At 73.3% G+C, this 25729-nt stretch carries 28 protein-coding genes; 9 read left to right on the top strand and 19 right to left on the bottom strand.

Annotated features, from left to right (window positions below):
* Positions 1-49: 49 nt before the first annotated feature.
* Entirely contained in the window at positions 50-3628 is a 3579-nt protein-coding gene (locus tag NI26_RS00590; protein ID WP_066651367.1) for a proline dehydrogenase family protein, read from the bottom strand.
* Positions 3629-3746: 118 nt separating this feature from the next.
* Between NI26_RS00590 and NI26_RS00585 the strand changes: the two genes are divergently transcribed.
* On the top strand, positions 3747-4211 hold the full coding sequence (locus NI26_RS00585; RefSeq protein WP_158407717.1) for a MarR family winged helix-turn-helix transcriptional regulator: 465 nt from the start codon (positions 3747-3749) through the stop codon (positions 4209-4211).
* A gap of 25 nt (positions 4212-4236) precedes the next feature.
* Here NI26_RS00585 and NI26_RS00580 read toward each other — a convergent pair whose 3' ends face one another.
* The 5 genes from NI26_RS00580 to NI26_RS00560 form a co-directional block, all read right to left on the bottom strand.
* Positions 4237-5112, bottom strand: a complete 876-nt coding sequence (locus NI26_RS00580; protein WP_066651363.1) for a serine hydrolase domain-containing protein — start codon at positions 5110-5112, stop codon at positions 4237-4239.
* 7 nt (positions 5113-5119) lie between these two features.
* Positions 5120-5854 carry an anti-sigma factor family protein gene (locus tag NI26_RS00575; protein ID WP_066651362.1) on the bottom strand — a complete coding sequence of 245 codons (735 nt, stop codon included), beginning with the start codon at positions 5852-5854 and terminating at the stop codon, positions 5120-5122.
* Complete coding sequence (locus tag NI26_RS00570; protein WP_066651360.1) at positions 5851-6366, bottom strand: sigma-70 family RNA polymerase sigma factor; 516 nt, start codon at positions 6364-6366, stop codon at positions 5851-5853. Before NI26_RS00570 ends, NI26_RS00575 begins: the two co-directional genes overlap by 4 nt.
* Positions 6363-7061, bottom strand: coding sequence for a YceI family protein (locus NI26_RS00565; protein ID WP_066651358.1), 699 nt, complete (start codon positions 7059-7061; stop codon positions 6363-6365). Before NI26_RS00565 ends, NI26_RS00570 begins: the two co-directional genes overlap by 4 nt.
* Positions 7062-7181: 120 nt before the next feature.
* The gene (locus tag NI26_RS00560) at positions 7182-7868 is read right to left on the bottom strand and encodes a hypothetical protein (RefSeq protein ID WP_066651357.1); all 687 of its coding nucleotides are present in this window, start codon (positions 7866-7868) and stop codon (positions 7182-7184) included.
* A 304-nt stretch (positions 7869-8172) separates the two neighbouring features.
* On the opposite strand from NI26_RS00560, the gene NI26_RS00555 reads away from it, so the two are divergent.
* Positions 8173-8358, top strand: a complete 186-nt coding sequence (locus tag NI26_RS00555) for a hypothetical protein (protein ID WP_066651355.1) — start codon at positions 8173-8175, stop codon at positions 8356-8358.
* A 62-nt stretch (positions 8359-8420) separates the two neighbouring features.
* Positions 8421-9278 (top strand): NAD-dependent epimerase/dehydratase family protein, encoded by an 858-nt coding sequence (locus NI26_RS00550; protein WP_066651353.1) that lies wholly within the window; start codon positions 8421-8423, stop codon positions 9276-9278.
* An 84-nt stretch (positions 9279-9362) separates the two neighbouring features.
* Here NI26_RS00550 and NI26_RS00545 read toward each other — a convergent pair whose 3' ends face one another.
* Both NI26_RS00545 and NI26_RS00540 read right to left on the bottom strand, forming a co-directional pair.
* The gene (locus NI26_RS00545) at positions 9363-9551 is read right to left on the bottom strand and encodes a hypothetical protein (RefSeq protein WP_058750533.1); all 189 of its coding nucleotides are present in this window, start codon (positions 9549-9551) and stop codon (positions 9363-9365) included.
* A 65-nt stretch (positions 9552-9616) separates the two neighbouring features.
* Positions 9617-10516 (bottom strand): DNA-3-methyladenine glycosylase family protein, encoded by a 900-nt coding sequence (locus NI26_RS00540; RefSeq protein ID WP_066657588.1) that lies wholly within the window; start codon positions 10514-10516, stop codon positions 9617-9619.
* A gap of 194 nt (positions 10517-10710) precedes the next feature.
* On the opposite strand from NI26_RS00540, the gene NI26_RS00535 reads away from it, so the two are divergent.
* From NI26_RS00535 to NI26_RS16715, 6 genes are all read left to right on the top strand, one after another.
* Positions 10711-11739, top strand: coding sequence for a 6-phosphofructokinase (locus tag NI26_RS00535; RefSeq protein ID WP_066651350.1), 1029 nt, complete (start codon positions 10711-10713; stop codon positions 11737-11739).
* 204 nt (positions 11740-11943) lie between these two features.
* A complete protein-coding gene (locus NI26_RS00530) occupies positions 11944-12921 on the top strand; it encodes an MDR family oxidoreductase (protein WP_066651348.1) in 978 nt (325 codons plus the stop codon).
* Positions 12922-13011: 90 nt separating this feature from the next.
* Complete coding sequence (locus tag NI26_RS00525; protein WP_066651346.1) at positions 13012-13704, top strand: GntR family transcriptional regulator; 693 nt, start codon at positions 13012-13014, stop codon at positions 13702-13704.
* A gap of 40 nt (positions 13705-13744) precedes the next feature.
* On the top strand, positions 13745-14530 hold the full coding sequence (locus tag NI26_RS00520) for an ABC transporter ATP-binding protein (protein ID WP_066651344.1): 786 nt from the start codon (positions 13745-13747) through the stop codon (positions 14528-14530).
* A gap of 170 nt (positions 14531-14700) precedes the next feature.
* Complete coding sequence (locus NI26_RS00515; RefSeq protein WP_066651342.1) at positions 14701-15279, top strand: hypothetical protein; 579 nt, start codon at positions 14701-14703, stop codon at positions 15277-15279.
* Between the two features lie 84 nt (positions 15280-15363).
* Positions 15364-16254 carry a L,D-transpeptidase gene (locus NI26_RS16715; protein WP_066651339.1) on the top strand — a complete coding sequence of 297 codons (891 nt, stop codon included), beginning with the start codon at positions 15364-15366 and terminating at the stop codon, positions 16252-16254.
* A gap of 3 nt (positions 16255-16257) precedes the next feature.
* Here NI26_RS16715 and NI26_RS00505 read toward each other — a convergent pair whose 3' ends face one another.
* From NI26_RS00505 to NI26_RS00455, 11 genes are all read right to left on the bottom strand, one after another.
* The gene (locus NI26_RS00505) at positions 16258-16917 is read right to left on the bottom strand and encodes a response regulator (protein WP_081984528.1); all 660 of its coding nucleotides are present in this window, start codon (positions 16915-16917) and stop codon (positions 16258-16260) included.
* Entirely contained in the window at positions 16914-18092 is a 1179-nt protein-coding gene (locus NI26_RS00500) for a sensor histidine kinase (protein WP_066651337.1), read from the bottom strand. Before NI26_RS00500 ends, NI26_RS00505 begins: the two co-directional genes overlap by 4 nt.
* A 141-nt stretch (positions 18093-18233) precedes the next feature.
* Positions 18234-19595, bottom strand: a complete 1362-nt coding sequence (gene hemL, locus NI26_RS00495) for a glutamate-1-semialdehyde 2,1-aminomutase (RefSeq protein ID WP_066651335.1) — start codon at positions 19593-19595, stop codon at positions 18234-18236.
* Positions 19592-20647 carry a porphobilinogen synthase gene (gene hemB, locus NI26_RS00490; protein WP_268746766.1) on the bottom strand — a complete coding sequence of 352 codons (1056 nt, stop codon included), beginning with the start codon at positions 20645-20647 and terminating at the stop codon, positions 19592-19594. The genes hemL and hemB overlap by 4 nt, the downstream gene beginning before the upstream one ends.
* Positions 20644-21414, bottom strand: coding sequence for a uroporphyrinogen-III synthase (locus NI26_RS00485; RefSeq protein WP_066651333.1), 771 nt, complete (start codon positions 21412-21414; stop codon positions 20644-20646). Before NI26_RS00485 ends, hemB begins: the two co-directional genes overlap by 4 nt.
* A 120-nt stretch (positions 21415-21534) precedes the next feature.
* Entirely contained in the window at positions 21535-22611 is a 1077-nt protein-coding gene (gene hemC / locus NI26_RS00480) for a hydroxymethylbilane synthase (RefSeq protein WP_066651331.1), read from the bottom strand.
* On the bottom strand, positions 22608-23840 hold the full coding sequence (locus tag NI26_RS00475; protein ID WP_066651329.1) for a ferrochelatase: 1233 nt from the start codon (positions 23838-23840) through the stop codon (positions 22608-22610). Before NI26_RS00475 ends, hemC begins: the two co-directional genes overlap by 4 nt.
* Positions 23837-24610, bottom strand: coding sequence for a hydrogen peroxide-dependent heme synthase (hemQ, locus tag NI26_RS00470; protein WP_066651327.1), 774 nt, complete (start codon positions 24608-24610; stop codon positions 23837-23839). Before hemQ ends, NI26_RS00475 begins: the two co-directional genes overlap by 4 nt.
* Before the next feature lie 72 nt (positions 24611-24682).
* Positions 24683-24913 carry a DUF3618 domain-containing protein gene (locus tag NI26_RS00465; protein ID WP_066651325.1) on the bottom strand — a complete coding sequence of 77 codons (231 nt, stop codon included), beginning with the start codon at positions 24911-24913 and terminating at the stop codon, positions 24683-24685.
* A gap of 34 nt (positions 24914-24947) precedes the next feature.
* Entirely contained in the window at positions 24948-25382 is a 435-nt protein-coding gene (locus tag NI26_RS00460) for a phage holin family protein (protein WP_066651323.1), read from the bottom strand.
* Positions 25379-25633: a hypothetical protein gene (locus tag NI26_RS00455; protein WP_066651317.1), complete on the bottom strand. Its 255-nt coding sequence runs from the start codon at positions 25631-25633 to the stop codon at positions 25379-25381. Before NI26_RS00455 ends, NI26_RS00460 begins: the two co-directional genes overlap by 4 nt.
* Between the last annotated feature and the right edge of the window lie 96 nt (positions 25634-25729).

Genomic DNA, 25729 nt, shown 5'->3' with positions numbered 1-25729 from the left:
CAGGCCGAGGACGGCCGGCTGAGGACGCCCGCCGCCCGCCGCTGGCCCGTCAGAGCCGGAGGCGGCTGACGACCCGGGAGACGTCACCGTGACGGTGCGCGGTGACGGACACCGTCTGCTCCCGCAGGAAGTGCAGCATCTCGACGATGCCGGACTCCACCACGGGGTCGTCGTGGATGGTCGTCTCGGTGCCGGCGCCCAGGGCCTCCTCGAGGGCACGGGCGTCACCGCCGAGCAGCCGGACGCGTGACCCGGGGCCGCCGAAGGCCGCGTGCCGTCGGGGCTCCGCTCCCTGCGCGAGCACCAGGTCGATCGGGTCGACCTCCGGCTCAGCGCCGTCCGACCACCCGTCCTGCAGCAGGGTGCCCGCCGCAGCCCGTCCCAGGAACGTGGCGTCGTCCTCGACGACCTGGTCGACCACGTCGAGGGGCGAGCGCGCCGTCGAGAACAGCGGCAGGAGCTCGGCGGGCAGCGGACGGGCGGTGCTGAGGAGCACGTGCGCGCGCGCTGCGGTCGCGGCGACGAGCACGCGGACGAGGTCGCCGGCGCCGACCCCCGAGGACTGCCGGACCACGACCGACTGCGGGCGGAACCGGATGACGTTCCGCTCGACGCCCAGGTCCGCCGTGTCCCGCGATCGTCCGTACAACGATGCCCGGGCAGCGGCATCGCTCTCGGCCCCGGCACGGACGCGGTCGAACTCCTCGAAGGACAGTCCGGCCCGCGCCGCCTCGATGACGGCGGTGACGCGGTTGCCGAGTCCCTGCAGCTGGATGTTCCGGTGCGGCTGACGTCGGGTCGGGTCCCACCGGTCCGCCCCGATCACGGCCAGCGGCCCGCCGCGGTGCACGGTCGGACCGACCGCGGTCCCGCGCCACCCGCCGACGGGCTGGCGTCCCGGCCGGGCCCCGGTGGTCGGGCGGTCGACCACGAGCACGCCGGCCCGGGTCCGGTCGGACCAGGTCGCGACCTCGTCGGGGTCGAGGGTGTGGAGCGCCGCGACGGAGCCGCCGTCGACGGAGTGCTGCAGGGCGATCGCCTCGTCGAGGGTCTCCACGCGGACGACGTCGAGGACGGGTGCCGGCACGGCCGTCCGCGCGAGGTCGCCCGTGGCGCGGACGCCCTCCCGCACACCCGGCGACCAGAGTCGGCCGGTGTCGTCCAGCGCGACCGGTTCGACGAGCCATGACTCTCCCGGGCGCAGCTCGGTGAGCGCGGTCCGGACGGCGCCGGTCGGCTCGGCGACGAGCGGCCCGACCTGGGCGGTCGCGTCCGTCGGCCACGCGGTGCGCAGGCCACGGACGGCATCGGCGAGCTGCTCGCGGAAGCGCGGGCTCTCCCCCACGGACCCGACGAGCACGAGCAGCGACACCGCCGACGACGCCTGTCCGGAGCGGGCGAAGGCGGAGGCGACGACGTCGCGCACCGCCTGGTCGAGGTCGGCCGAGGGGGTGACGACCGCGGTGACGACCCCGGTGAGCTCCGCCACGAGGGGCAGGTCCGCGCGCCACCAGCGGTAGGACCGAGCGGTCTCCGGGGTGCCGGTCAGGACGACGCGGTCGACGGCGGGGTGCGCCACGAGGTCGCGTGCGAGGTCGCTGCCGTCGAGGTCGACGAGCTGGAGCAGGGAGTGCGGGACCCCGGCGTCCCAGAGCACGTCGGCGAAGACGGCACCGGTGCGTCGGGCGGCGGTGGCGGGCTGGAGCACGACCCCGCTGCCCGCGGCGAGCGCGGTGAGCACACCGTCGGCGGCATCGAGGAGCGGGGCGTTCCACGAGGGCACGACGACCGTCAGGCGCGGCGGGACCGGGACCGCCCCGTTGATGTCCTCGAGGTGTCGCGTGCGGTCCGCGGCGTGCGTGGCGGCGTCGACGGCCCGGCTGACCTCGCCGTCGGCGTCGGTCAGGGTGAGCCCGAGCTCGCCGATCATCGTCTCGACGAGTGCCCCGCGGTGGGTCTCGAGCGCGTGGCCGATCAGGTCGAACAGCTCGGCACGGTCCTCCGGGTCCTGGCGGCCCCAGTTCACACCGGCCTGGGCGGTGCGGGCGACGAGACGCTCGAGGCGTCCGCGGTCGGTGATGCGGGCGGCACGGATCGTCCTGGTGCCGCGCTGCGACTCCGGTACCCGGGCGAGCACCTCGGCGGCCCACGCGCGGTTGCCCGGCGTGGAGGGGTCGGTGTCCTGCGTGTTCTCGGCAGCCGAGCGCAGCACCGGGTCACCCGGCGGCCGTCGGCGGTCCTGGGTGCGGCGCGTGGGCGGCGCGGGACGGAGGAGCGCGGCCACGGCGTCGACGTGCTCGGCGGTGGCACGCTCGACGGCAGCGGTGTCGTCGGTCGAGCCGGTCGTGTCCGCCGCCGTCGACCCGGCCGTGGTCGAGCCGTCCACCGGGCGGTGGCCGGCGACCTCGCGCAGTCGACGAGCGAGGTACGGGACGGCAGCGTCGAACTCGTCGGGCCGCACCAGTGGCACACCGAGAACCACGTGGCCGAACGCCGTGCGCAGCACCTCGGCGTACCGCGTCGTGCCGAGGAGCAGCTCGGGTTCGACGACGTCGAGCACGCCGCGGCGCTCGGCGAGCACGTGCGCGGTCGCGAGGGCGAACGGGTCGTCGGTGGCGACACCGACGTGCACTGCGTCGGTCCGCTCGGGGTCGATCGCCGTGTCGAGCAGGCGCAGGAACGCGGTGTCCGTCGTGCGGGTGTCCGCGGTCACGGCGAGCGGCCGGCTCTCGAGCACGGCGTCGACCCCTTCGGTGGCGAGGAGCGTGCCCTTGGTGAAGCGGACGCGCACGGGTGCCCCGCCGGATGCGCGACGCTCCCGTGCTGCGGTCGTCACCCGGTCGAGCAGGTCGAGCGACTCGGGGAGTTCGGCGGGCAGGGTCACCCCGAGGGTGAGCTCCCGCCCGCCGTCCTGCTCGAGCAGCGCGCTCAGGACCGCGACGGCCCGTTCGACGCCTCGGGCGCGGCCGGACTGCAGGGTGACCATGGGCGGTGTCGGCCGGCTCGCCGCGGTGTGCAGGAGCGGTGTGAGGTGCCGGACCGCGTCGGCGACGGCGTCGTCGAGGTCCCACGGGGACACCGGCGGCAGCACAGCGTCGAGGTCGACGGTGACGGCGGCGACGTCCTGGTGCAGCAGGTCGTCGAGTGCCGCGAGCCGTCGGTCGCGGCCGGCCGGTCCGAGCACGGCTGGGCCGAGCAGGTCGACGTCGAGTCGGGTGTCCGGTCCGCCGACCTTCGCGAGTGCCGCGGGGGTCCGGGCGGGCGTGGCGTCGACGACGAGGTGTCCTGCGAGTCGCCGGAGCACCTTCCGCGCGGAGGGGACGACCGCCCACGGCGCCATGGTCGCGAAGCCACCGCCCACCGTCACCGCGCCGCGGAGGTACCAGGCGAGGTCGTCCGGTACCGCCCGGCTCGCACGCTCGAGGTTCCGGGCGACGACCTTCGGGTCCTCCGGCCGGACCACGACGTCGACGAACGCGCGGGCGAACTCGGCGCCACGGGGGTCGGCGAGCAGCTCGGCCAGACGTGCGGCCGCGGGCTCCGGCTTCATCCCGCGGGCGGCCTCGATCCACCCCTGTGCCCGCGTGACCGCGTCGTCGGTGCAGTCTCGGAGGTGCGGGGTCGGCATGGAGTGATCGTATTCCGGGCGTCCGACGTGACCTCTGAGCGCGCCGAGTGCTGCCCCGGAGTCAGCCGAACGGATGATCCTCGGTCCCGCGGCACGCCCGCTGGTTACGCTGGCGGTCATGGCGGAGCAGGGCGGCGAGGGGCACGACTGGGCGACCTGGGACGCGTTCCACGACGTCTGGCGCCGGCTCGACCGGGCGCTCGACCAGGCCGTCCAGCAGGGTGCCGGCATCTCGATCCCCGAGTTCGAGATCCTGATCGGCCTGCACCGCGCTCCCGACCACCGGTTGCGGGTCCGTGACGTCGCCGCGGGCATCGGGTGGGAGAAGTCGCGCGTGAGCCACCAGGTCACGCGGATGGTCGGGCGCGGGCTCGTCGCCCGCGCGGACTGCCCGGCGGACGGGCGTGGCAGCTGGGTGACGATGACGACCGAGGGTCGGCGCGCGGTGCTCGCCGGCATCCGCGCGCACACCGCGGCACTCGAGGAGCTGTTCTGGAGGCCCGTGGCTGCGGATGCGGACACCCTGCGGTCCGTCTCCCACCGCGTCCTCGACGCACTCGGTCCGGTCGAGCCGGAGGCCTGAGGAGAGCCCGCTCGGCGGGACCGGCTCAGCTGGAGCCTGCGAGCACCTCCGCGACGGCCGCGGCCGTCACGTCGGCACGCTCGTGGTCGTCCGCGGTGAGGGTGACGACGGCGTCGGCGACCGGGTCCAGGAGCACGAGCTGCCCGTACGCCCCGTGCAGTCGCCAGGTCCGTCCCGGGCCGCCCCAGCCCGCGAGGGCGTAGCGGTCGTACGACGGTGACGACCCCGCCGCGACCCAGTCGGTGTGCATCGCGTCGACGACCGCCGCGGGCACGAGCTGACGCCCGTCCGCCGCGCCGCGGTCCCGCAGCAACCGGCCGATGCGCGCGACCTCGGCGGTGCGGAGCCACAGGCCGCCGCCCGCGACGACGTGACCGAGCGGGCAGCGGTCCCAGCGGACGTCGTCGATGCCGAGCGGGGTGAAGATGCGGTCCTGCGCGTACGCGCCGACGTCGCCGACCCGTGCGGCCAGGGCCCTCGCGGCCGTGTAGGTGCTGGCGTTCGCGTACCGGAACGACCGTCCGACGGTCGGGCGTCCCAGGAACTCCCGTGCCAGGTCCGGCCAGTCGGTGGTCTGCGTCGGCGACCACGGCATGTCGATGCCGCTCGTCATGGTCAGCAGGTGTCGGAGCGTGACGTCCCGCACACCCGGTCCGAGCACGACGTCGGGCAGCAGCGTGCCGACGGACTCGTCGAGCGCGATCAGCCCGTCGTCCGCGGCGGTCCCGACGGCCAGGACGACCACGCCCTTCGCGACGGAGTGCACGTCACGGCGGACGTCGGCGGACCAGTGGTGCTCGGCGGTGTCGTCGCCGACCAGCACGTGCAGGCCGTGGGCGCGGAAGCCCGTCCGCGCGACCGCGCGGACGACGTCGTCGAGCACTGGTGCGGCGCGGTCCACCCCGCCATCATCCCGTGTGTCGAGCGAGGTCGGTGCTCACCAGGGACCCGCGTTCGCCGCGCAGTCGGACCTGCACCTCGGCGATGTCGTCGCGCGGGACGTCCGTCGACGCCGACAGCCCGCGGGCCTCGGCCCCGGCTGCCGACCACGAGGCCACGGTCTGCACGGAGCCGTCCTTCCGGACCACCACGAGGTCGTACATCACCGAGCCGTCCGCCGACCACTCCCTGCCGCCGTACGAGCACCCCCAGTCGAAGCGCGTGCCCCACTGCTCGCCGCTCACGGCCAGGTCGACGTCGAGACCCTGCGACCCGGTCATCGTGTAGCGGTCGCCCGCGGTCGTCGGTGCGGACGTCGTGGGCGCGCCACCGGCCTGCACCGTCGCACCTCGTCCACCGGCCGTGCCGACGGCGAGGCCGCCGAGCACGGCGGCGACGACCGCCAGCCCCGCGGTCACGGCGACCCATGCCCGACGGCGGCGACGACGGTGTCGGACGCGGTGCGCGACGGCGGCGAGGGTGCTCTCGGGACGCGTGTCGGGCCTCCCGTCCGGTGCCGCGATCTCGACCGCCTGGTCGGCCGGGAGCTTCGCGAGCAGACCGGGCAGGCCGACGAGCTCGGCGACGGCCGCCGTGCAGCGGTCGCACGTCTCGAGGTGCCGCTCGTACTCGAGCCGCTCGTCGGGCGTGAGCGAGCCGAGGACGTACGCCGCGTCCCACTCCGCGTACCGGTCCTCGCTCATCGGGTCACTCCTCGTTCCTGCAGTGCGAGCCGGAGGGCCCGGAGCCCGTAGTGCAACCGCGACTTCGCGGTGCCCTCGGGGATGTCGTGTCGTCGTGCGATCTCCGGCACGGTGTGGCCGAGCCAGTAGGCGTCGACCACCACGCGGCGGTGGTCCGGGCTGAGCGACGCGAGTGCGTCCGCCACGACGATGCGGTCGAGCACCGCGTCCGTCCGGTCGGCCTCGGCACGGTCGACCGGGTGCTCGGAGCCCTGCTCACGCCGGTTGCGTGCGGAGCGGGCGTCGTCGACGACCAGGTTCCGGGCGACCGTGAAGAGCCAGGCCCGTGCGCTGTCGGGCGCCCGCTCGAGCACCGCCGGACGCTGCCAGGCGCGGACCATGGTCTCCTGCACGACGTCCTCGACGGTCGAGCCGTCCCGCGTCAGGTGCCGGACGTACCGGGTGAGCGCGTCGCCGTGCTCGCGGTACAGCGTCGCCAGCAGCTCGTCGGCGGAACGGCTCGTCACGGTCACTTCGCCAGGTCGAGGGAGAACTCGACCGAGCCCTTCCCGTCCACGGTGACGAAGCCGAGCGACGGGGCCTCGACCCCGTAGTCGGCGAAGGTGATCGGGACCGAGCCGACGACCTGGACGGACCCGTTCTTCGTCACGGCGACCTGCGCGTCGGCCGTGACCGGCTTCTCGACGCCGTGCAGGTCCATCGTGCCGGTGAGCGTGACGTCCTGGGTGCTGCCGTCGAGCGCCTTCGAGACGTCGACCGGCTCCGTCAGCGCGAACGTCGCCGTCGGGTACCGGTCGGTCTGCAGGGCCTTGCTCCGGAAGTACTCGTCGCGCGCGGCCTCGGGTGTGGAGATCGTCGCGACCTGCACCGTGACGGTCGCCTTCGTGAGCGAGCCGCCGTCGACCGTCGCCGTGCCCTGCACGTCCTTCGTCCGACCGACCACGTCCACATCATTCCCCTGCAGGACCTCGTGCACGCGGTACCCGGCGTACGAACTGCTCGTGCTCGTCCAGGTGCCGTCGGCCTGCTGGGCATCGAGCGTCGCACCGGAGCCGGACGGAGCGGCGCTCAGCGAGGGGGCGGCGGCGGCCTGGCCGTTGACGGTGTTCGCGTAGATGACCGGGCCGGCGATGACGGCTGCGGCGCCGATGACGACGACACCGGTGGCGATGCCGATGACGACCTTCGTACGTGTGCGGAGTCCCATGCCCTGACGACGAGACAGCCAGCCGGATCGTTCACCCGGACGTGCCGAAGGCGCCGCTCCCGTGGTCGGGAGCGGCGCCTTCTCGTGGTGGTGCCGGTGCGGCGGGTGTGCCGCGGGTCGTTACTTGATCTGCGCGGTGATCGTGGCGGTGCCGACGAGCATGCCGCGCTTGACGGCGTCGGTGCTGAAGGTCTTGTTCAGCAGGCCAGCAGCGTCCTCGGAGATGTGGACGGTGGTGCCGGTCAGGACCGCGTTGTCACCCTCGAGCTGCAGCGGCTTGAGCGAACCACCCCAGAGCTCGAACAGGTAGGCGTTCGACGCGGCGACCTCGCCGTTGACGAGGACGTCACCGTAGAGCTTGGACGAGCCCGGGTTCACGACGAAGTTCTCGAGCGTGACCGTGGTGTCGCCGGCCTTGAGGGTCAGACCCGAACCGTTGTGGTTCAGCAGGCCCTGCACGTAGGGGCGGTAGTTGCCGTCCGGGCTCCAGTAGGTGACCGAGCCGGCGGTGATCGGGAACGACACGGCGCCGTCCTCGAGCTTCGCGTCGCCCGAGACGCCCGGGGTCAGACCCAGCGAGGTCAGCGCGTCGGTGAAGCTGCTGTCGAGCGCGACGGAGGTGTCGCCGCCGAGGACGTCCGGCACGGATGCGACCGGGGCGGGGATCTTCGAGGCCTCGGACGAGGACGAGACCGTCTGCACGTTCGGGGTCGCGGCGTTCGCCGAGCTGATGCCGAACGCGGCACCACCGAGGACGAGGGCGCCGGTGGTGGCGAGGGTGATCGAGGTCTTGAGGGACTTGCGCATGAGATGCGTTCCTTTCGTCGTCGCGCTCGGCGCGGACAGTGTGTGTGCGCCGAACACACCCCGGAAAGGGGTGGAGAACCAGCTACCTGCGGCTGGTGAGCGCTCCGGGTGTTTCCCGGTTGATGCAGGTGATTCGGGACCCTCCGCCGAAGGGTTTGGACGAGTTCTGAGTCGTTATCTCTCCGTTACAAACCCGGGGGACGCAGCGCCCGTACGGGTCGCATGAGCACCGCGCCCGAGTCGCCCCCCGGGGGACACTCCTGCCCGGACAGCGGTGGAGGCGCTCCCGCGTAGCGTGCCCCCCATGAGCGACCAGCAGCACGAGAACAGCCCGACCGACGGTTCCACGGACGCCCCCGAGAGCGAGTTCCAGCGCACCGAGGACCTGCCCGACGGTTCGTCCACCGGCAACGCGACCGAGGACCCCCAGCAGGACAGCGACGTCGACTCGGGCGGCGAGCCCGAGTCGCCGGACAACGAGCAGGTCTGACGACCGACAGCCCGGGCCCTCGCGCTCGGGCCGCTCCGACGCGCACCTGACAAGCTCAGGGCATGCAGCACCGCTCCCCCGTCGTCATCGCCGGCTGCGGCGACCTCGGTACCGAGGCCGGCCTGCGCTTCGCAGCGCTCGGCCACCCGGTCACCGGGCTCCGCCGTCGCGCCGAGCGCATCCCCGCGCCGATCACCGGCCGCAGCGTCGACCTCCGACACGAGGTCCCGACGATCGCTCCGGAGACGGGCGTGGTCGTCGTCGCCTTCGCCGCCGGCTCCCGTGCCGTGGACGAGTACCGCGCGACCTACGTCGACGGCCTGCGCAACGTGCTCGACGGCATCGACGCGTCCGGCGCCTCACCCCGGCTGCTCGTCGTGTCCTCGACCGCGGTGTACGACGTCGACGACGGCAGCGAGGTGACCGAGGAGACCCCGGCGCGAGCGAGCACCCCGACCGCCGGCGTCCTGCTCGAGGCCGAGGCGCTGCTGCGGGAGCGGGCACCCGAGGCCGTGCTCGTCCGGCTCTCGGGCATCTACGGACCCGGCCGCGAGCGACTGATCGACCAGGTGCGGTCCGGGCAGGCCCGGCTGTCGTCCGGCACGTCGCCCCACACGAACCGCATCCACCGGGACGACGCCGCCGCGGCACTCGTCCACCTGGCGGGGGTGGACGACCCCGCACCGACGTACCTCGGTACCGACGACGAACCGGTCCGACTCGACGACGTCCTGACGTTCCTGGCGTGCGAACTCGGCGTCGAGCAGCTGCCGAGCGCCGAGCCCGAGGGGCGGCAGGCTGGCGGCGACAAGCGGCTCGCGAACGCCCTGCTGCGCTCGACCGGCTGGGAGCCGCGGTACCCGACGTTCCGCGAGGGCTACCGGGCCGTGTTCGCCGGCGAGGGCACCCGGCACCCGTAGGCGCCGCTGCGCGGACGACGGCCGGGAGGCACGTGGCGGCTCCGCCACACCCCTCCCGGCCGCCGCCGGTCACGTCAGTGCCGCTCAGTGCTCGTCGTAGTGGTCCTCGTGACGGGCGTGCCGGTGGCCGTCGTGCACGAAGTCGACGTGGTCGCCGTGCTCGACGGTCTCGTGCTCGCCGCCGTCCTGCTCGTGGTCGTGGTCGGCGACGTCGTGCTCGGCGACGCGGTGCTCCTCGGCCTCGGCGGCGGGGGTGGTGTTCGGGTCCGACATGGTTCCTCCTTCGTGAGATCGGTTCTCACAAGGAGCCTACGTCGCAGCTCCGGTCCTGTCCGGGCTCAGTGCCAGCGGTGGTCCTGGATCGTCATCCGCGGGCCGAACGTCGGCTTCCGGAAGCCCGAGCCCCCGATCAGTCGCACGATGCGCTCGCGGTGCCCGCGCCAGGGCTCGAGGAGCTCGAGCATCCCGTCGTCGTCGACGGGGCCGCCCGTCAGTGCCCACCCGACGAGGGCCGGCACGTGGTAGTCGCCCACGCTCGGCGAGTCCGGGTCCCCGTGCGCCCGCTGCGCCGTCTCGGCAGCGGTCCACTGCCCGATGCCCGGGACCGACTGCAGCCGCTGCGACACGACCGCGCCACCACGACCGAGCCCCAGCGTCCGCTCGAGCGCGGGCGCGACCTTGACCGCCCGCATCACCGTCGCCGAGCGACCGGGCTCGATGCCCGCCCTGTGCCACTCCCAGCTCGGGATCCGCGCCCACTGCTCGGGGGCCGGCGGGACGAACATCTCCGCGGGCGCCGGACCGGGTGCCGGCTCGCCGAAGCGCCGGAGCAGGTACCGCCACGCGCGCCAGGCCTGTCGCGAGGTCACCTTCTGCTCCATGATCGCCGGCACCAGCATCGCCACGACGGTGTTCGTCCGGAGCAGCCGTAACCCCGGCTGACGGTGTCGCGCCTCGGCCAGGAAGGCGTGCGCGCTGACGTCGAGGTCGGACCAGTCGTCCCCGCGCCCGAGCAGGTCCGGTGCGTGCTCGACCGCCCAGGCGGCACCGGCACCCCACGCGGAGACCGCGACGGCATCGCTGCCCGCACGGCGCACGAGCACCGAGGCAGTCCCCGCCGGCGTGCGCAGCGCGAGCCACGTGTCGGACCCGACCACCTGGAAGGCGGGGTCACCGGAACCGCGCTGCAGGGGCCGGAGGGTCGCGCGGACGTCCACCGCGCCTCCAGGCCGGTACACGGTGTCGACCCGGACGGCCGCAGCGGAGGTCTGGCCGGACCCGACGCCCCGGCCGGACCCACCCGGCCGCCGACCGGGCGCTCCGGACGGACCGGAGGCGACGGAGGACGGCAGGGACACACGGGGATGGTAATGCCACACCACCGTCAGACATGATGGGGAGGTCCCCGCAACCCGACGACGTTGGAGTCTCCGTGCGCATCGGCATCCTCACCTCCGGAGGCGACTGCCCCGGCCTCAACGCGGTCATCCGCGCCATCGTGCTCAAGGGCATCGCGATCCACGGCCACGAGTTCGTCGGGTTCCGCGACGGCTGGCGGGGCGTCGTCGACGGGGACATCGTGCCCCTCGGTCGCAAGGACATCCAGGGCATCGCCAAGCAGGGCGGCACGATCCTCGGAACCAGCCGCACGAACCCCTTCGAGGGGCCGAACGGCGGCGTCGAGAACATCACGAAGACCCTCGGACGGCACGGCATCGACGCCATCGTGGCGATCGGCGGCGAGGGCACCCTGGCCGCGGCGAAGCGCCTCACCGACGCCGGCCTGCGGATCGTCGGCGTCCCGAAGACCGTCGACAACGACCTCGGTGCCACCGACTACACGTTCGGCTTCGACACCGCCGTCGCCATCGCGACCGAGGCCATGGACCGCCTCCGCACCACGGGCGAGTCCCACTCGCGCTGCATGGTCGCCGAGGTCATGGGCCGGCACGTGGGCTGGATCGCGCTGCACTCCGGCATGGCAGCGGGCGCGCACGCGATCCTCATCCCCGAGCAGAAGACGAGCATGGAGCAGATCGCTGCGTGGGTGCGTGCCGCCTACGACCGGGGACGGGCGCCGCTCGTGGTCGTCGCCGAGGGCTTCGTGCCGGACCACGAGGACAACGCGCACACGGAGCGCGGCCTCGACGCGTTCGGGCGGCCGCGGCTGGGCGGGATCGGCGAGCGGCTCGCGCCGATGATCGAGGAGATGACGGGGATCGAGACCCGCGCCACGACGCTCGGGCACATCCAGCGCGGTGGGACCCCGACCGCGTACGACCGGGTGCTGTCGACACGGCTCGGGCTCGCGGCGATCGACTCCGTGGTCGAGGGGCGGTGGGGCCGGATGGTCGCGCTCCAGGGCACGGAGATCGTGCACGTGTCGTTCGAGGACGCCCTGGGCGAGCTCAAGACGGTCCCGCAGGCGCGGTACGACGAGGCCGCCATCATGTTCGGCTGAGCGGCGCGGCGCGGCGCGGCGTGCGCGCCGGGGCCGGGGCCGGGGACTGGCTGCCGGCGCGCCGCGTCGATCCGGGCGTACCTGGTCGGAACGGGCGTACCTGGTCGGTCGGGGCCACCAGGTACGCCCGGTTGCGCCAGGTACCGCACCCGTTCTGGGAACGAACGGGCATCGGGCCGGGAGGCACGGGGTAGCGTCCGGTCCATGACGCGCGCAGTCCTCGTCTCCCGTTCCACCCCACCCGCGATCACGCAGGTCGACCTCCCCGACCCCACCGAGGGCGAGGCGTGCGTCGACGTCACGTACTCGAGCGTGAACTACAAGGACGGGCTCGCCCTGGCGGGCAACCCCGGCGTCGCCCGGATCGACCCGCTGGTCCCGGGCATCGACGTCGTCGGCACCGTGTCGGCGCTCGGCCCCGGGGTCCACGACGTCGCGATCGGTGACCGCGTGGTGTGCAACGGCGCCGGCCTGGGCGAGACGCGGTACGGCGGGTGGGCGGAGCACGCCATCGTGCCCAGCGGGTCCCTCGTCGTGCTGCCGGACACGGTCGAGGACTCGTTCGCGGCGGCGATCGGCACCGCCGGCTTCACCGCGATGCTCTCCGTCCTCGCCCTCGAGCGGACAGTCTCCCCCGAGGACGGGCCGGTCCTCGTGACGGGGGCGTCCGGCGGCGTCGGCACGGTGGCGATCGCCCTGCTCGCCGCCCGCGGGTACCGCGTGACCGCCTCGACCGGGCGGCGGGCGAACGAGGCCTCGCTCCGTGCCCTCGGCGCGTCGGACGTGGTCGACCGCGCGGCGATCGCTGAGCTCGGCAAGCCGCTGCAGCGCGCGACCTGGGCCGGCGCCGTGGACAGCGTCGGCGGCGCCACGCTCGCGAACGTGCTCGCCGCGACGAAGTGGGGTGGCGCGGTGACGGCGTGCGGCCTGGCGCAGGACGCCGCGCTGCCGACGTCGGTGATGCCGTTCATCCTGCGCGCGGTGTCGTTGCTCGGCATCAACTCGGTCGAGGCGCCCCTGCCCCTGCGACAGCGGGCGTGGGAGCGGCTCGCGACCGACCTCGACCCGGCACTGCTCGCCGACGTCACCCGCACGGTCGACCTCGAGCACGCCGTGGCGATCGGCGCCGAGGTGGTCGCCGGACGGGTGCACGGCCGGACGGTGGTCGACCTGCGACGCTGATGCTTTTCCCTCTCAGGTGATTTCCCGAACGCTTGCCAACTGACACGCTAGGTTTGGCACACGGAACACCCGAACCTGTGAGGAGCAGCCATGCCGGTACCCAAGTCGTCGGTGGAGTCGTCCCCCCGGAAGCTCCTGCGGGACGTCGTGCTCGAGAAGATGCTCGCCGCGATCCAGGACGGCACGCTGCAGGCCGGTGAACGCCTCAACGACGACGAGCTCGTCGCGTGGCTCGGCGTCAGTCGGACCCCGATCCGCGAGGCCATCGCGAAGCTCGTCGACTTCGGGCTCGTCGAGATGGAGGCGAACCGGTACACGCGCGTCGCGTCCCCGACCCGCGAGCAGTACGACGACGCGTTCCAGCTGCTCTTCGGGTTCGCCGAGCTCGCCGCCCGCTGGGCCGTGCCGAAGCTCGACGACGCCGCCGTGAAGCAGCTCGGCAAGCTCCTCGACCAGGCCCGCAAGCACGCCGACGCCGAGGACCGCGCCCTGAACGACGACGTCGACGCGCTCATCGCGTTCCTCGTCGCGCACTCGGGCAACGAGCTGCTCGGCAAGACCGCCGAGGGCATCGTCAACCGCGCGAAGTTCGTCCGCATCGGGCAGCCGGAGTTCGTCTTCTGGGACGTCAAGCACGGGCTCGACTCGTTCCGTGCGGCGGCGAAGGCCTGCGACGGCGAGGCCGCCGGTGCCGTCATCCGCAGCATGTCCCGCGCGATGGCCGAGCACATGGCGGAGATCCGCGCCGCGAACGCGCACGCCGACGCCGACGCGACCGCCTGAGACGGGCTGGCCGGGGCACCCGACCGGGCAGACTGGCCGGGTGACCGACGTCCTGCTCAGAACCGAAGCCCTCCGCGTCACCCGCTCCGGGCGGGACCTGCTGCACGACGTGGCCCTGACCGTCCGCAGCGGCGAGCACTGGGCGCTGCTCGGTCCGAACGGCGCGGGCAAGTCGACCCTGCTCGCCGTCCTCGGTGCGAACGGGCACCCGACCGCGGGCACCGTCGAGCTGCTCGGGCGTCGGCTCGGCCGCGTCGACGTGCGGGAGCTCCGCGAGCACATCGGGCACGTCGACCCGCGGCACCGCATGCTGTCGCCGCTGACGGTCACCGAGACCGTCCTGACCGGGCTGACCGGCACGACGGACCTCATGATGCGGTGGGAGCCGACGCCGGACCAGCTCGAGACCGCCCGACGGCACGTCGCGGACGTCGGCCTCGCGGCACGGGCCGACGCCCGGTGGCCGGTGCTGTCGCAGGGCGAACGCGGGCGGACCCTCATCGCCCGGGCATTGATGAGCGAACCGCGCCTGCTGCTGCTCGACGAGCCGGCCACCGGACTCGACGTCGCCGCGCGCGAGCACCTGCTCGAGACGGTCGACGCCCTGCGCCAGCGCCAGCCGGACCTCGGCAGCGTGATGGTGACCCACCACCTCGAGGACCTGCCCGCGTCGACCTCGCACGCGATGCTGCTGCGCGACGGTGCCGTGGTGGCCCAGGGCCCGGCCGACGAGGTCGTCACGTCCGAGGCGGTGTCGCACGCCTTCGCCTTCCCGCTGGCCATCGAGCGGACCGCTGGCCGCTGGCACGCGCGCCGCGCGGAGTAGCCGCACCGCGCCTCCCGTCCGGAACCACCTCTGGTCGGGGAACCGTGCGCCGCGTCGTCCGGACGGCGGGGTGCGCAACCGTCCGTCCGGACGGTGTGACATGTGGTGTTCCAGCGCTTCACTGTTCATGTCGACGGAGAGACCGCCGACACGACCGAACGGAGCACATCGTGAACACCATCAAGAAGACCATCCTCGCCACGTCGGCCGGGCTCGCCCTCGTGGGTGGGGTCGTCCTCGCGCCGCTCACGGCGCACGGGGAACCGGACCGGTCGGAGACCGGTCGGCCGACCACCTCGCAGCAGCAGACCGGCAACCAGGGACAGGACCGGAAGGACCCTCGGACGCCGGACACGAAGGGTTCCGGCGGGAAGTCGGGCTCGACCGGGTCCGGCGCGCGGGGGTCGGGCGGGAACGACGGATCGACCACGCCCGCGGAGAAGAAGAAGCAGCCGCAGTCCGAGCAGCAGCGCCAGCAGCAGCCGGCGGGTGACCGCTTCACCTGCACGAAGGGCACGAAGCCGACACCGGTGTACGGCAAGGACGGACACATCACGCCGGAGAGCGCTCGGCAGCTCCTCGCGGCCGGGTGCAGCGCGAACGACGGATCGGAGCTGGAGGAGGCGGCGAACCCTGACCGTCACTCGGGGAAGAGCACCCCCGGATCTGGTAGCTCGAAGCCGAAGGCCCCGGTCGGGAAGCAGGGCGTCACCCAGCCCCCGACCAAGCTCCCGCGCGTCGCGGGGTGATCCGGCTCGGGGCCGCGGCGCCACGTCGCCGCGGCCCCGCCGTCCCCCCACCGCTGATCCCCGGACCGTCGAAAGGACCGATCCATGACCCTCGACCGTCGTGCAGCGCTCCGTTGCCTCGGACTCACGGTGGGTGCTGCCCTCGTGGCCGGTGCGTCGGCGTGCAGCACCACCTCCACGGACCCGCGTCCGTCACACCCGACGTCGCCCGCGCAGGGCCAGTCCCCGCCGAGCCCCACACCGAGCCCGTCCCCGGAGGCGAGCACCGCACCGGCCGGTCCGCCCACCGAGGACCTGCCGGTCGCCGTGCACGACGCCGTCATCGGCGCACTCCTGCCCGGGCCCGACGCTGTGGCGGCACACGCCGGGCTCCTCGAACACGACCTGGTGCTGTACGCGGCCCGCGACGGAGAACCGGTCGCCGTGCTCCCCGGGCGCAACTTCCTGCGGGGACCGACCGTCGTCGCCGCGGTGACCACGACCGGCGACTGGACGCTCGTCCTGACGCCCGCCCGGCAGATGCTGCCCTCGACGGCGGGTGCGTCGGGGGCACCCGCGCAGACGGCGGCGTGGGCGCGGACCGACGAGCTGCCCGCGATGCAGCCAGCCACCGCCTCGGTCACGGTCCGCGTGGCGGAGCAGTCGATGACGATCACGACAGCGCAGGGATCGCACCGGCACGAGGTCGGAGTCGGACAGGACTCCACCCCGACGCCGACGGGTGTGAGCGGCTACCTCCAGGCCCGCTACGTGGACCCCGCGCAGGCGCTGGCGCCCGGGGCGATCCAGCTCACCTCGCTGCACGCGACCGCAGCCGACGAGCCGTACACCGGCACCGACGGCGGGCTCATCGCGATCCACGCCAACCCGGACCCCCGCGGCCGCGTGTCGCACGGGTGCATCCGGGTCCGACCGGATGCCGTCGCGCAGCTCGACGCACTGCCGCTGGGGACGCCGATCGTCGTCCTGCCCTGACGATCAGTCCCGGACCACCCCGCAGCGGAACGCCTCGATGACGATGTGCACGCGGTCACGGACCCCGAGCTTCCGCAGGATGCTCGCGACGTGGCTCTTCACGGTCGCCTCGGAGATGAAGAGGGACCGGGCCACCTCGGCGTTCGACGACCCGTCCGCCAGGGCCCGGACGACGTCGAGCTCCCGAGCACTGAGGGCGTCGAAGGGCGAGGCCGGAGCCTGCTGCGGGCGGGCCGTGAGCAACGCCGGCTTCACCGTCTCGACCAGGCGTCGGCACGCTCGAGGCGCCACGATCGCATCGCCCGCGGCCACCGTCCGGACCGCAGTGCAGAGCTCCGCGGCGGAACTCTCCTTGAGCAGGTAGCCGCTCGCGCCGGCGGCGAGGGCGCCGAACACGTGCTCGTCGAGGTCGAACTGCGTGAGCACGAGGACCCTGACGGCCGGGAAGCGCTCCGTGATCCGCCTGGTGGTCTCGATGCCGTCGATCCCCGGCATCCGGACGTCCGTCACGACGACGTCCGGCCGGAGGACACCGACCCGTTCCAGGGCCTGGAGCCCGTCCTGCGCCTCCCCCACGACGACGAGGTCGTCCGCCGTCCCGATCACCATCGCGGTCCCGGTGCGGAGCAGGTGCTGGTCGTCGACGACGAGGACGCGGATCACCGTGCCACCGCCGTCGAACGACGCTGGGCGGTCGCGAGGTCGCCGCCGGGCGGAGGGACGACCGCCTCCACGCACCAGGTGCCGTCCTCATGCCCGGGCCCGACTCGGAGGCTCCCCCCGAGCGTCGCCACGCGCTCGGCCATCCCACGCGTCCCGCGGCCGGCCCCGCGCACGGTGGCGACCACACCGTCGTTCAGGACCCGCAGGGAGACCCCGCCGTCCTGGTCGTGGTGGACCTCGAGGTCGACCCGTGCCGGACGTGCGTGGCGCAGCACGTTCGTCAGGGCCTCCTGCACCACCCGGTACACCGTCGCTGCGACCCGCTCGTCCCGCGGCTCCCCCGAGATCGTCGCCCTCAACGGGACGCCGACCGCCCGGACGCGCGCGATCATGGCGTGGACATCGCCGTCGACCGGGTCGCTCTCGGCGAGTCGGACGAACCGTCGGACCTCGGTCATGCCGTCCCGTGCGACGCGCGCGACGTCGTCCAGGAGGCGCATCGCCTCGGCGGGCTCGGTCGTGACACGGCTGCGCGCGACCTCGCTGAGTCGACTGACGACGGCGAGCGAGTTGGAGCAGACGTCGTGGACCTCGAGGGCCAGCGCCGCTCGCTCCTCGGCGCGCTGGGTCGTCCTGCGCTCGATGCGCGACTGTGCGAGGAGCCGGAGCACCCGCCATCGGGCGGCCTGTGCACGGCGCACCGCCAATCCCGCGACGATGCCGAACGTGTAGACGATCAGGCACGTCCAGAACCCTCGTGTCGTCCGGCCGATGAGCTGTGTCGACGCCACGAGCACGGTGAGCGCCACACCGCCCGCGACGAGGGTGTGGCGCCAGGGACGCTCGCTGGCGATGGCGAACAGCCCCATCGCGACACCGAAGGGCTCGCTCCCGATGGACTTCCAGCGGTCGTACCAGTCCACTGCGAGCAGCGCGGGGAGCACGACCCACGGCACGAACCGACGGATCCCGACCAGGGCGACGGTCACGGCGGGGATCGCCAGGTGCCAACCGGTCCAGGTCTGGACGACCCGGTCCCCCTTGTCGACCGACCCGTCGTACGTGAGCGAGTACGTCCAGATGACGCACGCGAAGGCGACGGTCACGGCCAGGTCGACGAGGAGTCGGCGAGCGCGCGCGGAGCGGAAGTACGAAGACAGCGTCGTGTTCAGCACACTGGAACACTACATGTCACTCGGTTTCCGCACCAGCGCGAGCTCGACCGCACCCCGACCTTCACAACGCAACGTCGGCGGTTCCGCGCAGCGGGATGTCGCTGCGCGGAACCGCCGACGTTGCGTCTTGCGAGGGGACTCCTACGCGGTCGCGGCAGCAGCCGCGCGAGCGGCCGCGGGGAGCGCGTCGAGCACGCGGCCGACGGCCTCGTCGTCGTGCGCCGCCGTGACGAACCACGCCTCGAACACGCTCGGCGGCAGGGTCACGCCCTGGTCGAGCATGCTGTGGAAGAACGGTGCGTAGCGGAAGGCCTCCTGCGCGCGGACGTCGTCGTAGTTCCGCGGTGCCTGCTCCACGAACGCGAACGAGAACAGGTTGCCGGCGTGCTGCACGGTGTGCGCGACCCCCTCGGCCGAGAGCGCGGCGCTCGTGGCGTCGGCGATCCTCGCCGCGGTGCGGTCCAGGTGCGCGTACACGTCGGGCGTCGCGGCCCGGAGCGTGGCGGTGCCGGCCGCGACCGCGAGCGGGTTCCCGGACAGCGTGCCCGCCTGGTAGACCGGCCCGAGCGGTGCGAGGAAGTCCATGACCTCCCGACGACCACCGAGCGCGGCGAGGGGCATGCCGCCGCCGATGACCTTGCCGAACGTGACGAGGTCGGGCTTCCACCCGGTGCCCTCCGGGACGGTGCCGTCGGCCTCGAGGCCCCACCAGCCGGCCGGGCCGACGCGGAAGCCGGTCAGGACCTCGTCGACGATGAGCAGCGCACCCTGCGCCCGCGTGATCTCCGCGAGCGCCCGGTTGAACCCGGGCTCCGGCGCGAGGACGCCCATGTTCGCGGCGGCGGACTCGACGATCACGGCGGCGATGCGCTCGGAGTGCTCGTCGAACGCGGCGCGGACGGCGTCGAGGTCGTTGTACGGCAGCACCAGGGTCTGCGCGGCGGTCTCGGCGGTGATGCCCGCACTGCCCGGGAGCGCGAGCGTCGCGACACCCGATCCGGCCTCGGCCAGCAGCGAGTCCGAGTGGCCGTGGTAGTGCCCGGCGAACTTCACGAGGAGGTCGCGGCCGGTGTACCCGCGGGCCAGGCGGATGGCGGTCATCGTCGCCTCGGTGCCGGTCGACACCATGCGGAGCTTCTCGATCGGCCCGTCGCCGTCGACCTGCACGCGCTGCTTCACGAGCTCGGCGAGCTCGGTCTCCCCCGGGGTCGACGCCCCGAAGGACAGGCCGCGGGATGCCGCCTGCTGCACGGCCTCGACCGTGCCGGCGTGCGCGTGCCCGAGGATCGCGGGGCCCCAGGACGCGACGAGGTCGACGTACTGCCGCCCCTCGGCGTCGGTGACGTAGGGGCCGTTCGCCGCGGTCAGGAACCGGGGCGTGCCGCCGACCGAGCCGTACGCGCGGACGGGCGAGTTCACCCCGCCGGGGATGCTGTCCTTCGCGCGGCCGAACAGCTCGTCGTTCGACACCGGAGCGGTGCCGGTGGAAGCGGTGGTGGTCATTCGGGGGCCTTCCCGGTCGAGGCGACGCCGGACACCGCCGCGGTGCTGCCGGACGTGCGCAGGCCGGCCTCCTGGTTGAGCTTCCGTGCGATGTCCACGGCGAAGTACGTCAGGATCGCGTCCGCGCCGGCGCGCTTGATGCCGACGAGTGCCTCCATCGCCGCGGCGTCGCGGTCGATCCACCCGTTCTGGGCGGCCGCCGTGATCATCGCGTACTCCCCGGAGATCTGGTACGCCCACACGGGGACCTCGGAGACGTCGGCGGTCCTGGCGAGGACGTCGAGGTAGCTCATCGCGGGCTTCACCATGACGATGTCGGCGCCCTCCTCGATGTCGAGCAGGACCTCGCGCAGGCCCTGGCGGCCGTCGGCGGCGTCGATCTGGTACGTCCGGCGGTCCCCGACGAGCGTCGAGGCGACGGCCTCGCGGAAGGGCCCGTAGAACGCCGAGGCGTACTTCGCCGAGTACGCCAGGAGCGCGGTGCCGCTGTGGCCGGCGGTGTCGAGGGCGTCGCGGGCGGCGGCGATCTGTCCGTCCATCATGCCGCTCATGCAGACGAGCTCGGCGCCGGCCTCGGCCTGGGCGACCGCCATGTCGCGGTAGCGCAGGAGCGTCGCGTCGTTGTCGACCGAGCCGTCCGCCGCCAGCACGCCGCAGTGGCCGTGGTCGGTGAACTCGTCGAGGCACAGGTCGGACTGCACGACGAGTGCGTCACCGACCTCCTCCTTCGCCACGCGGACCGCGACGTTCAGGATGCCGTCGGGGTCGGTCGCACCGGAGCCCTCGGCGTCCTTCGACGTCGGCACGCCGAACAGGTTCACACCGCCGACGCCCTGCGCCGCGGCCTCGTTCAGCGCCCGGCGGAACGAGTCGAGCGAGTGCTGCTGCACGCCCGGCATGCTCGAGATGTCGATCGCATCGGTGGCGCCCTCGCGGATGAACATCGGCAGCACGAGCTCGGCGGGGTGGATCCGCGTCTCGGCGACGAGTCGTCGCATGGCGGGGGTGGCCCGCAGTCGACGGGGGCGGACCTGGGGGAAGCGTCCGGTCACGATGACCTTCCTGTTCTGGGGTTCGGGTGGAGGGTCTCGACGACGGCGTCGAGCAGGGCTTCGGCGGACCGAGCGGCGGCGACCACGTGCACGGGGAGTCCCGCGGCACGGGCGGCGTCGGCGGTGGACGGTCCGATGCACGCGACGTGCGTGCTCGGGTCGAGCGGGGTCATCCGCGCTGCGACCTGTCGGGCGACGCTCCCGCTCGTCACGAGCACGGCGTCCGGTGGGGGGTCGAGGACGATCGGATCGTGGCCCGTCCCCACGGTACGGTACGCCACCACCTCCGACACGGCGATGCCGCGGGCGCGCAGTGCGTCGACCAGGGTGGTCGCGGCGATCTCGGATCGGGGGAACAGCACGGGTCCGGCGTCCGTCGGCAGGGCCGCGGCGAGCCCGGCGGCGGACTCCTCGTCCGGCACCAGGTCGACCGGCCACCCCGCCTGCCGGGCAGCACGCGCGGTCGCGTCGCCGACGCAGGCCACGCGGACGCCGGCCGGGAGGCGCGGCACGCGCCCGGCGACCACGCGCACGGCCGTCGCACTGGTCACGACGAGCCAGGGGGCTCCGGAGCCGGCTCCCCCGGGACGCGTGCCGACCGCGGGTGGTGTGTCGTGCCTCCCGGCCGGGGCGTCGACGACGGACGGTCCCGACGCGCGGTCGACGGACGGGGCGAGCGCGGCGTCTGCGAACCGGACGAGCGCCGCGTCGAGGTCCGCCGGGTCGGCGGGCGGAGCGTCCGTGATGAGCGGGACGACGACGGGCACGAGCCCGCGCTCCCGGGCCGCGGCGGCGACCGCGTCCCCCCACGCACCGCCGCGCGGGACGAGGACGACCGGGGGCCGTGCCTCGTCCGCGACGCGAGCGGTGTCGTCCGTGGTGACCGCCTAGGCCGTCGACGTGGAGCTGTCGTCCGCCGGCTGCTCGGCGGCGGGGGTGGCGAGACCGGGCCCGGCGGAGTGGTCGCCCTCGGCAGGGGCACCGGACACCGTCGACGCCAGGTCCGCCAGCTCGGCGGCACCGTTCTCGAGGAGCTCGGCGGCCACGCGACCGGCGACCTCGAGCGCCTCGTCGAGACGGTCCTGCGCGGACCCGTCGAGGTGTGCCGCGTGCGACGCCGTGCGGTACTCGGAACCGTCCGGGCGGTAGACCGTCGCGGACACGAGCAGCAGCTCGGCATCGACGACCGCCGTGGCACCGATCGGGGCGGAGCATCCGGCCTCGAGCTTCGCGAGGACCTCGCGCTCGGCCGTCACCGTGAGGCGCGTCGGGGCGTGGTCGAGCTTGCGGAGCGCAGCGAGCAGGCCCTTGTCGGTCTCGTCCGCCCGGACCTCGACCGCGAGTGCTCCCTGGCCGGGAGCGCTCGGCCAGAAGCCGAGGTCGAGGAGCTCGGTCGCCGCGTCCAGTCGGTCGATCCGGCCGAGGCCGGCGGCGGCCAGCACCACGGCGTCGAGGTCGTCGTCCACGCGGCCGAGCCGGGTGTCGATGTTCCCGCGGATGTCGACGACGTCGAGGTCGGGACGCTTCGCCCTGAGCTGCGCGACGCGGCGGGGTGAGCCCGTGCCGACCTTCGCGCCCTCGGGCAGGGTCTCCACCGTTGCGCCGTTCCGGGCGACCAGGACGTCACGGGCGTCCGCGCGTTTCGGGACCGACGCGATCGTGAGCCCCTCGTACGGAGCGGTCGGCAGGTCCTTCAGTGAGTGCACGAGCACGTCGACCTCGCCCGCGACCAGGGCCTCGCGCAGGGCGCTGGCGAAGACGCCCGTGCCGCCGAGGCTCGCCAGCGAGGCGCGGTTCGTGTCGCCCTCGCTCGTCACCGTGACGAGCTCGACCGGACGCCCCGCCGCCGTGGCGAGACGGTCGGCGACGTCCTGCGACTGCGCGACCGCGAGTCGGCTGGCACGGGTGCCGAGCCGGATCGGGGCCGGGCCGTCGGAAGGCGTCGCGCTGTCGGCGTCCGTCACGGGGCGACCCCGGCCGCGGCCGGCTTGAACCCGGCGCGCACGTTCTCGCAGCAGCCCGGACGGCACACGTCGTACCAGGGGCCGATGTCGGTCAGGTGCGGACGCTCGGTCGTCGGCGTGCCGTTGACGCGCTCGAGCACCAGGTCGACGAGGCCGGCGACGTACGCCGGGTCCACGCCGGGCGTCTGCGTGCGGAGCGACCAGAAGCCGAGCTCACCCGCGGTCTCGGTGGCCTCTTCGTCGAGGTCCCACATGACCTCCATGTGGTCGCTCACGAAGCCGAGCGGGACGATGAGCACCGCGCGGGTCTGGCCGCCCTTCAGCTCCTCGTTCATGTAGTCGTTGATGTCGGGCTCGAGCCACGGCTGCGTCGGGGGGCCCGACCGCGACTGGTAGACGAGCTTCCACGCGGGCTTCGACGTGCCCTGCAGGTGCGCGAACTCCGGCTGCTCGAGCAGCTCGTTCCAGGCCTGCTCGAGGACGACCTCGCCGACGGCGAGGTGCTGGGCCTCGTACGCGCCGTGCTCGTCGAAGCCCCGGTAATCGGGGCCGGACTTCGCCGCGTCGGTGGACGGGATCGAGTGCGTCGAGAAGAGGATGTGCAGCTCGGTCGCGACGTCGAGGCCCTCGTTCTCGCGGATCGCGCGGGCCATGCCGTCGCGCACGCCGTCGACGAACGGGCGCACGAAGCCCGGGTGGTCGAAGAACTGGCGGACCTTGTCGACCTGGATCGTGTCGATCAGGCCGGTCTCGGTGAGCACGCGGGCGTAGTCCTCGCGGTACTGGCGGCAGCTCGAGAACGACGAGTAGGCGCTCGTCGCGATGGCGATGAGCTTGGTGTAGCCCTTGTCGGCGGCCTCGGTGAAGGCCTCCTCGAGGTAGGGCGCCCAGTTCCGGTTGCCCCAGAGCACGGGCATGTCGATGCCGCGCTTCGCGAGTTCGCCCTCGAGCGCCGCCTTGAGCGCGCGGTTCTGCGCGTTGATCGGACTCACGCCGCCGAAGTGGCGGTAGTGGTGCGCCACCTCCTCCAGACGCTCGTCCGGGATCCCGCGGCCGCGGGTGACGTTGCGGAGGAAGGGGATGACGTCGTCCTGGCCCTCGGGGCCGCCGAAGCCGGCGAGCAGGATCGCGTCGTACGCGGTCGGGACCTCGACGTGCTCGGGGCCGTCCGCCGCGGCGGGGGTCGCGGCGAGGACCTTCCCGTTGGTGATCTGGCTGGTGTCGGTCACGACAGCACCTCCGGCAGTTCGGCGGTCGTCACCCGACGACCGGTGAAGAAGGGGACCTCCTCGCGCACGTGCAGGCGCGCCTCGGTGTAGCGCAGGTCGCGCATGAGGTCGACGAGGTCGACCAGCTCGGGGCTCTCGAGCGGCAGGATCCACTCGTAGTCGCTGAGGGCGAAGGTCGCGATCGTGTTGGTGAGCACGCGGCGGTACTTCGCGCCGGCGATGCCGTGGTCGCGGAGCATCTTCGAGCGCTCCTCCTCCGGCAGCAGGTACCACTCGAAGGACCGGACGAACGGGTACACCGTGATCCAGGCCTCGGGGTCCTTGCCGCGCAGGAACGCCGGGGTGTGGCGCTTGTTGAACTCGGCCTCGCGGTGCATGGCCATCGCGTGCCAGACCGGCTCGGCGTCCTGGAACAACGCCGTGCGACGGAGGTCGCGGAGCGCGGCCTGGATCGCCTGTGCGTCGTCGCCGTGCAGCCAGATCATGACGTCGGCGTCGGCCCGGAAGCCGGAGACGTCGTAGAAACCGCGGATCGTCACGCCCTGGTCGGCGGCGCGGGCGACCGCGGCGTCGAGCTCGGCGACGGCGTCGTCACCGACGCGGTGGATCGGCCCGAGCGGACGCCGGAACACGGCCCACAGCGCGTACGCCGTGAGGAGGTTCGGGTCGATCCCGCTCGCCGGGTCGGTCTCGTGCGCCGGGCTGCCGCCGTGCGCGGCGGCGTTGTCGGGGACGTTCTCGTGCGTGGCTGCGTGCACGTCGGAGCTCATGGTTCCTCGTCTTGTCGGTTGCCTGGGTCGTGGCTGCGCGCCGCGTCCGGGAGACCACCGATCAGAGGCGGTCTACCGCCGTCGGAGCACCGCTACGACGATACTCCCGACCACCGCCACACCGGCTGCGAGGCCGGCCAGGTACGGCACCGGCTTCTCGTCGATCCCCTGCTTGACCCTGGACGCCGCGATGCCGAGCTGCTTCGGGACGTTGAGCTTGTCCTCGATGGCGTCGAGGGTCTCGAACAGCTGCGTGCGGGTCGCCGCGACGCGGTTCGCCAGGTCGTCGTGCTGATCGGTCACAGGGGTCCTCCGGTGGGGGTGTCGGTCGTCCCGCTCAGGAGCGGGTGATCCGGTCGTGCTGGCCGGGCTTGTTGCCCATGCCCTTCACGGCGTTGATGTCGTCTTTGACGCTGTCGATCGTGCGCTTCGGGGTGAGGGGCAGGCCCTTCTTGAAGCGCTTCCAGCCGACGAAGCCGAGGATGCCGGCCACGATGAGCATGACGACGGCGAGCAGCAGGGCTGCGAGCCACGCCGGCATCACGGTCGCGAGGCCCATCACGGCAGCGGTCAGCAGCACGCCGATCGCGTACAGCACGATGACGAGCGCGCCGATGAGGAGCCCGGCGGCGAGGCCGAACACCTTCGCCTTGGCGATCATCTCGGCCTTCAGCAGGTCGATCTCGCCCTTGACGAGGTTCTTGACCAGCTTCGGGATGTCCCCGACCAGACCGAACAACGATCGCGACTTGCGGTCGCGGGTGTCGGTCATGAGGTGGTCGAGTCCTTCTTCTGGCTGACCTTGCGGACGACCTTCTTGGTCTGCTCACCGACGAACTCGGCGACGTCCGGGCCCTTGTCCTGGATGAACTCCTCGGCCTGGTGCACGCCCTTCTGGACGTTGCCGTTGTTCCAGATCTTGCCGCTGACGGTCTTGATCTGCTCGTACCGCGCCCGTCCGGCTCGCGATCCCAGGACGTACCCGAGTGCGGCGCCGGCGACGAACAGGAGCTTGCCTCGCATGTGCGATCCTCCGTTGTTGAGGGTGTGCGGTGGTCATGCGCCGAACGGAATACGTCCGGCGTTGGTCCACAGTAGCCCTCGGGTGCTCCTCGGTCC

It is taken from the genome of Curtobacterium sp. MR_MD2014 (genome assembly GCF_000772085.1).
In the GTDB taxonomy this organism is placed as follows: Bacteria; Actinomycetota; Actinomycetes; order Actinomycetales; family Microbacteriaceae; genus Curtobacterium.
This window is presented reverse-complemented; position numbering and strand designations above follow the sequence as displayed.

What these genes read in the sequence shown, in the direction of transcription:
- NI26_RS00590 (WP_066651367.1), bottom strand. Translation starts at nt 3,628, where the DNA reads ATGCCGACCCCGCACCTCCGAGACTGCACCGACGACGCGGTCACGCGG.
- NI26_RS00585 (WP_158407717.1), top strand. Translation starts at nt 3,747, where the DNA reads ATGGCGGAGCAGGGCGGCGAGGGGCACGACTGGGCGACCTGGGACGCG.
- NI26_RS00575 (WP_066651362.1), bottom strand. Translation starts at nt 5,854, where the DNA reads ATGAGCGAGGACCGGTACGCGGAGTGGGACGCGGCGTACGTCCTCGGC.
- NI26_RS00565 (WP_066651358.1), bottom strand. Translation starts at nt 7,061, where the DNA reads ATGGGACTCCGCACACGTACGAAGGTCGTCATCGGCATCGCCACCGGT.
- NI26_RS00560 (WP_066651357.1), bottom strand. Translation starts at nt 7,868, where the DNA reads ATGCGCAAGTCCCTCAAGACCTCGATCACCCTCGCCACCACCGGCGCC.
- NI26_RS00555 (WP_066651355.1), top strand. Translation starts at nt 8,173, where the DNA reads ATGAGCGACCAGCAGCACGAGAACAGCCCGACCGACGGTTCCACGGAC.
- NI26_RS00550 (WP_066651353.1), top strand. Translation starts at nt 8,421, where the DNA reads ATGCAGCACCGCTCCCCCGTCGTCATCGCCGGCTGCGGCGACCTCGGT.
- NI26_RS00545 (WP_058750533.1), bottom strand. Translation starts at nt 9,551, where the DNA reads ATGTCGGACCCGAACACCACCCCCGCCGCCGAGGCCGAGGAGCACCGC.
- NI26_RS00530 (WP_066651348.1), top strand. Translation starts at nt 11,944, where the DNA reads ATGACGCGCGCAGTCCTCGTCTCCCGTTCCACCCCACCCGCGATCACG.
- NI26_RS00525 (WP_066651346.1), top strand. Translation starts at nt 13,012, where the DNA reads ATGCCGGTACCCAAGTCGTCGGTGGAGTCGTCCCCCCGGAAGCTCCTG.
- NI26_RS16715 (WP_066651339.1), top strand. Translation starts at nt 15,364, where the DNA reads ATGACCCTCGACCGTCGTGCAGCGCTCCGTTGCCTCGGACTCACGGTG.
- hemL (WP_066651335.1), bottom strand. Translation starts at nt 19,595, where the DNA reads ATGACCACCACCGCTTCCACCGGCACCGCTCCGGTGTCGAACGACGAG.
- hemQ (WP_066651327.1), bottom strand. Translation starts at nt 24,610, where the DNA reads ATGAGCTCCGACGTGCACGCAGCCACGCACGAGAACGTCCCCGACAAC.
- NI26_RS00460 (WP_066651323.1), bottom strand. Translation starts at nt 25,382, where the DNA reads ATGACCGACACCCGCGACCGCAAGTCGCGATCGTTGTTCGGTCTGGTC.
- NI26_RS00455 (WP_066651317.1), bottom strand. Translation starts at nt 25,633, where the DNA reads ATGCGAGGCAAGCTCCTGTTCGTCGCCGGCGCCGCACTCGGGTACGTC.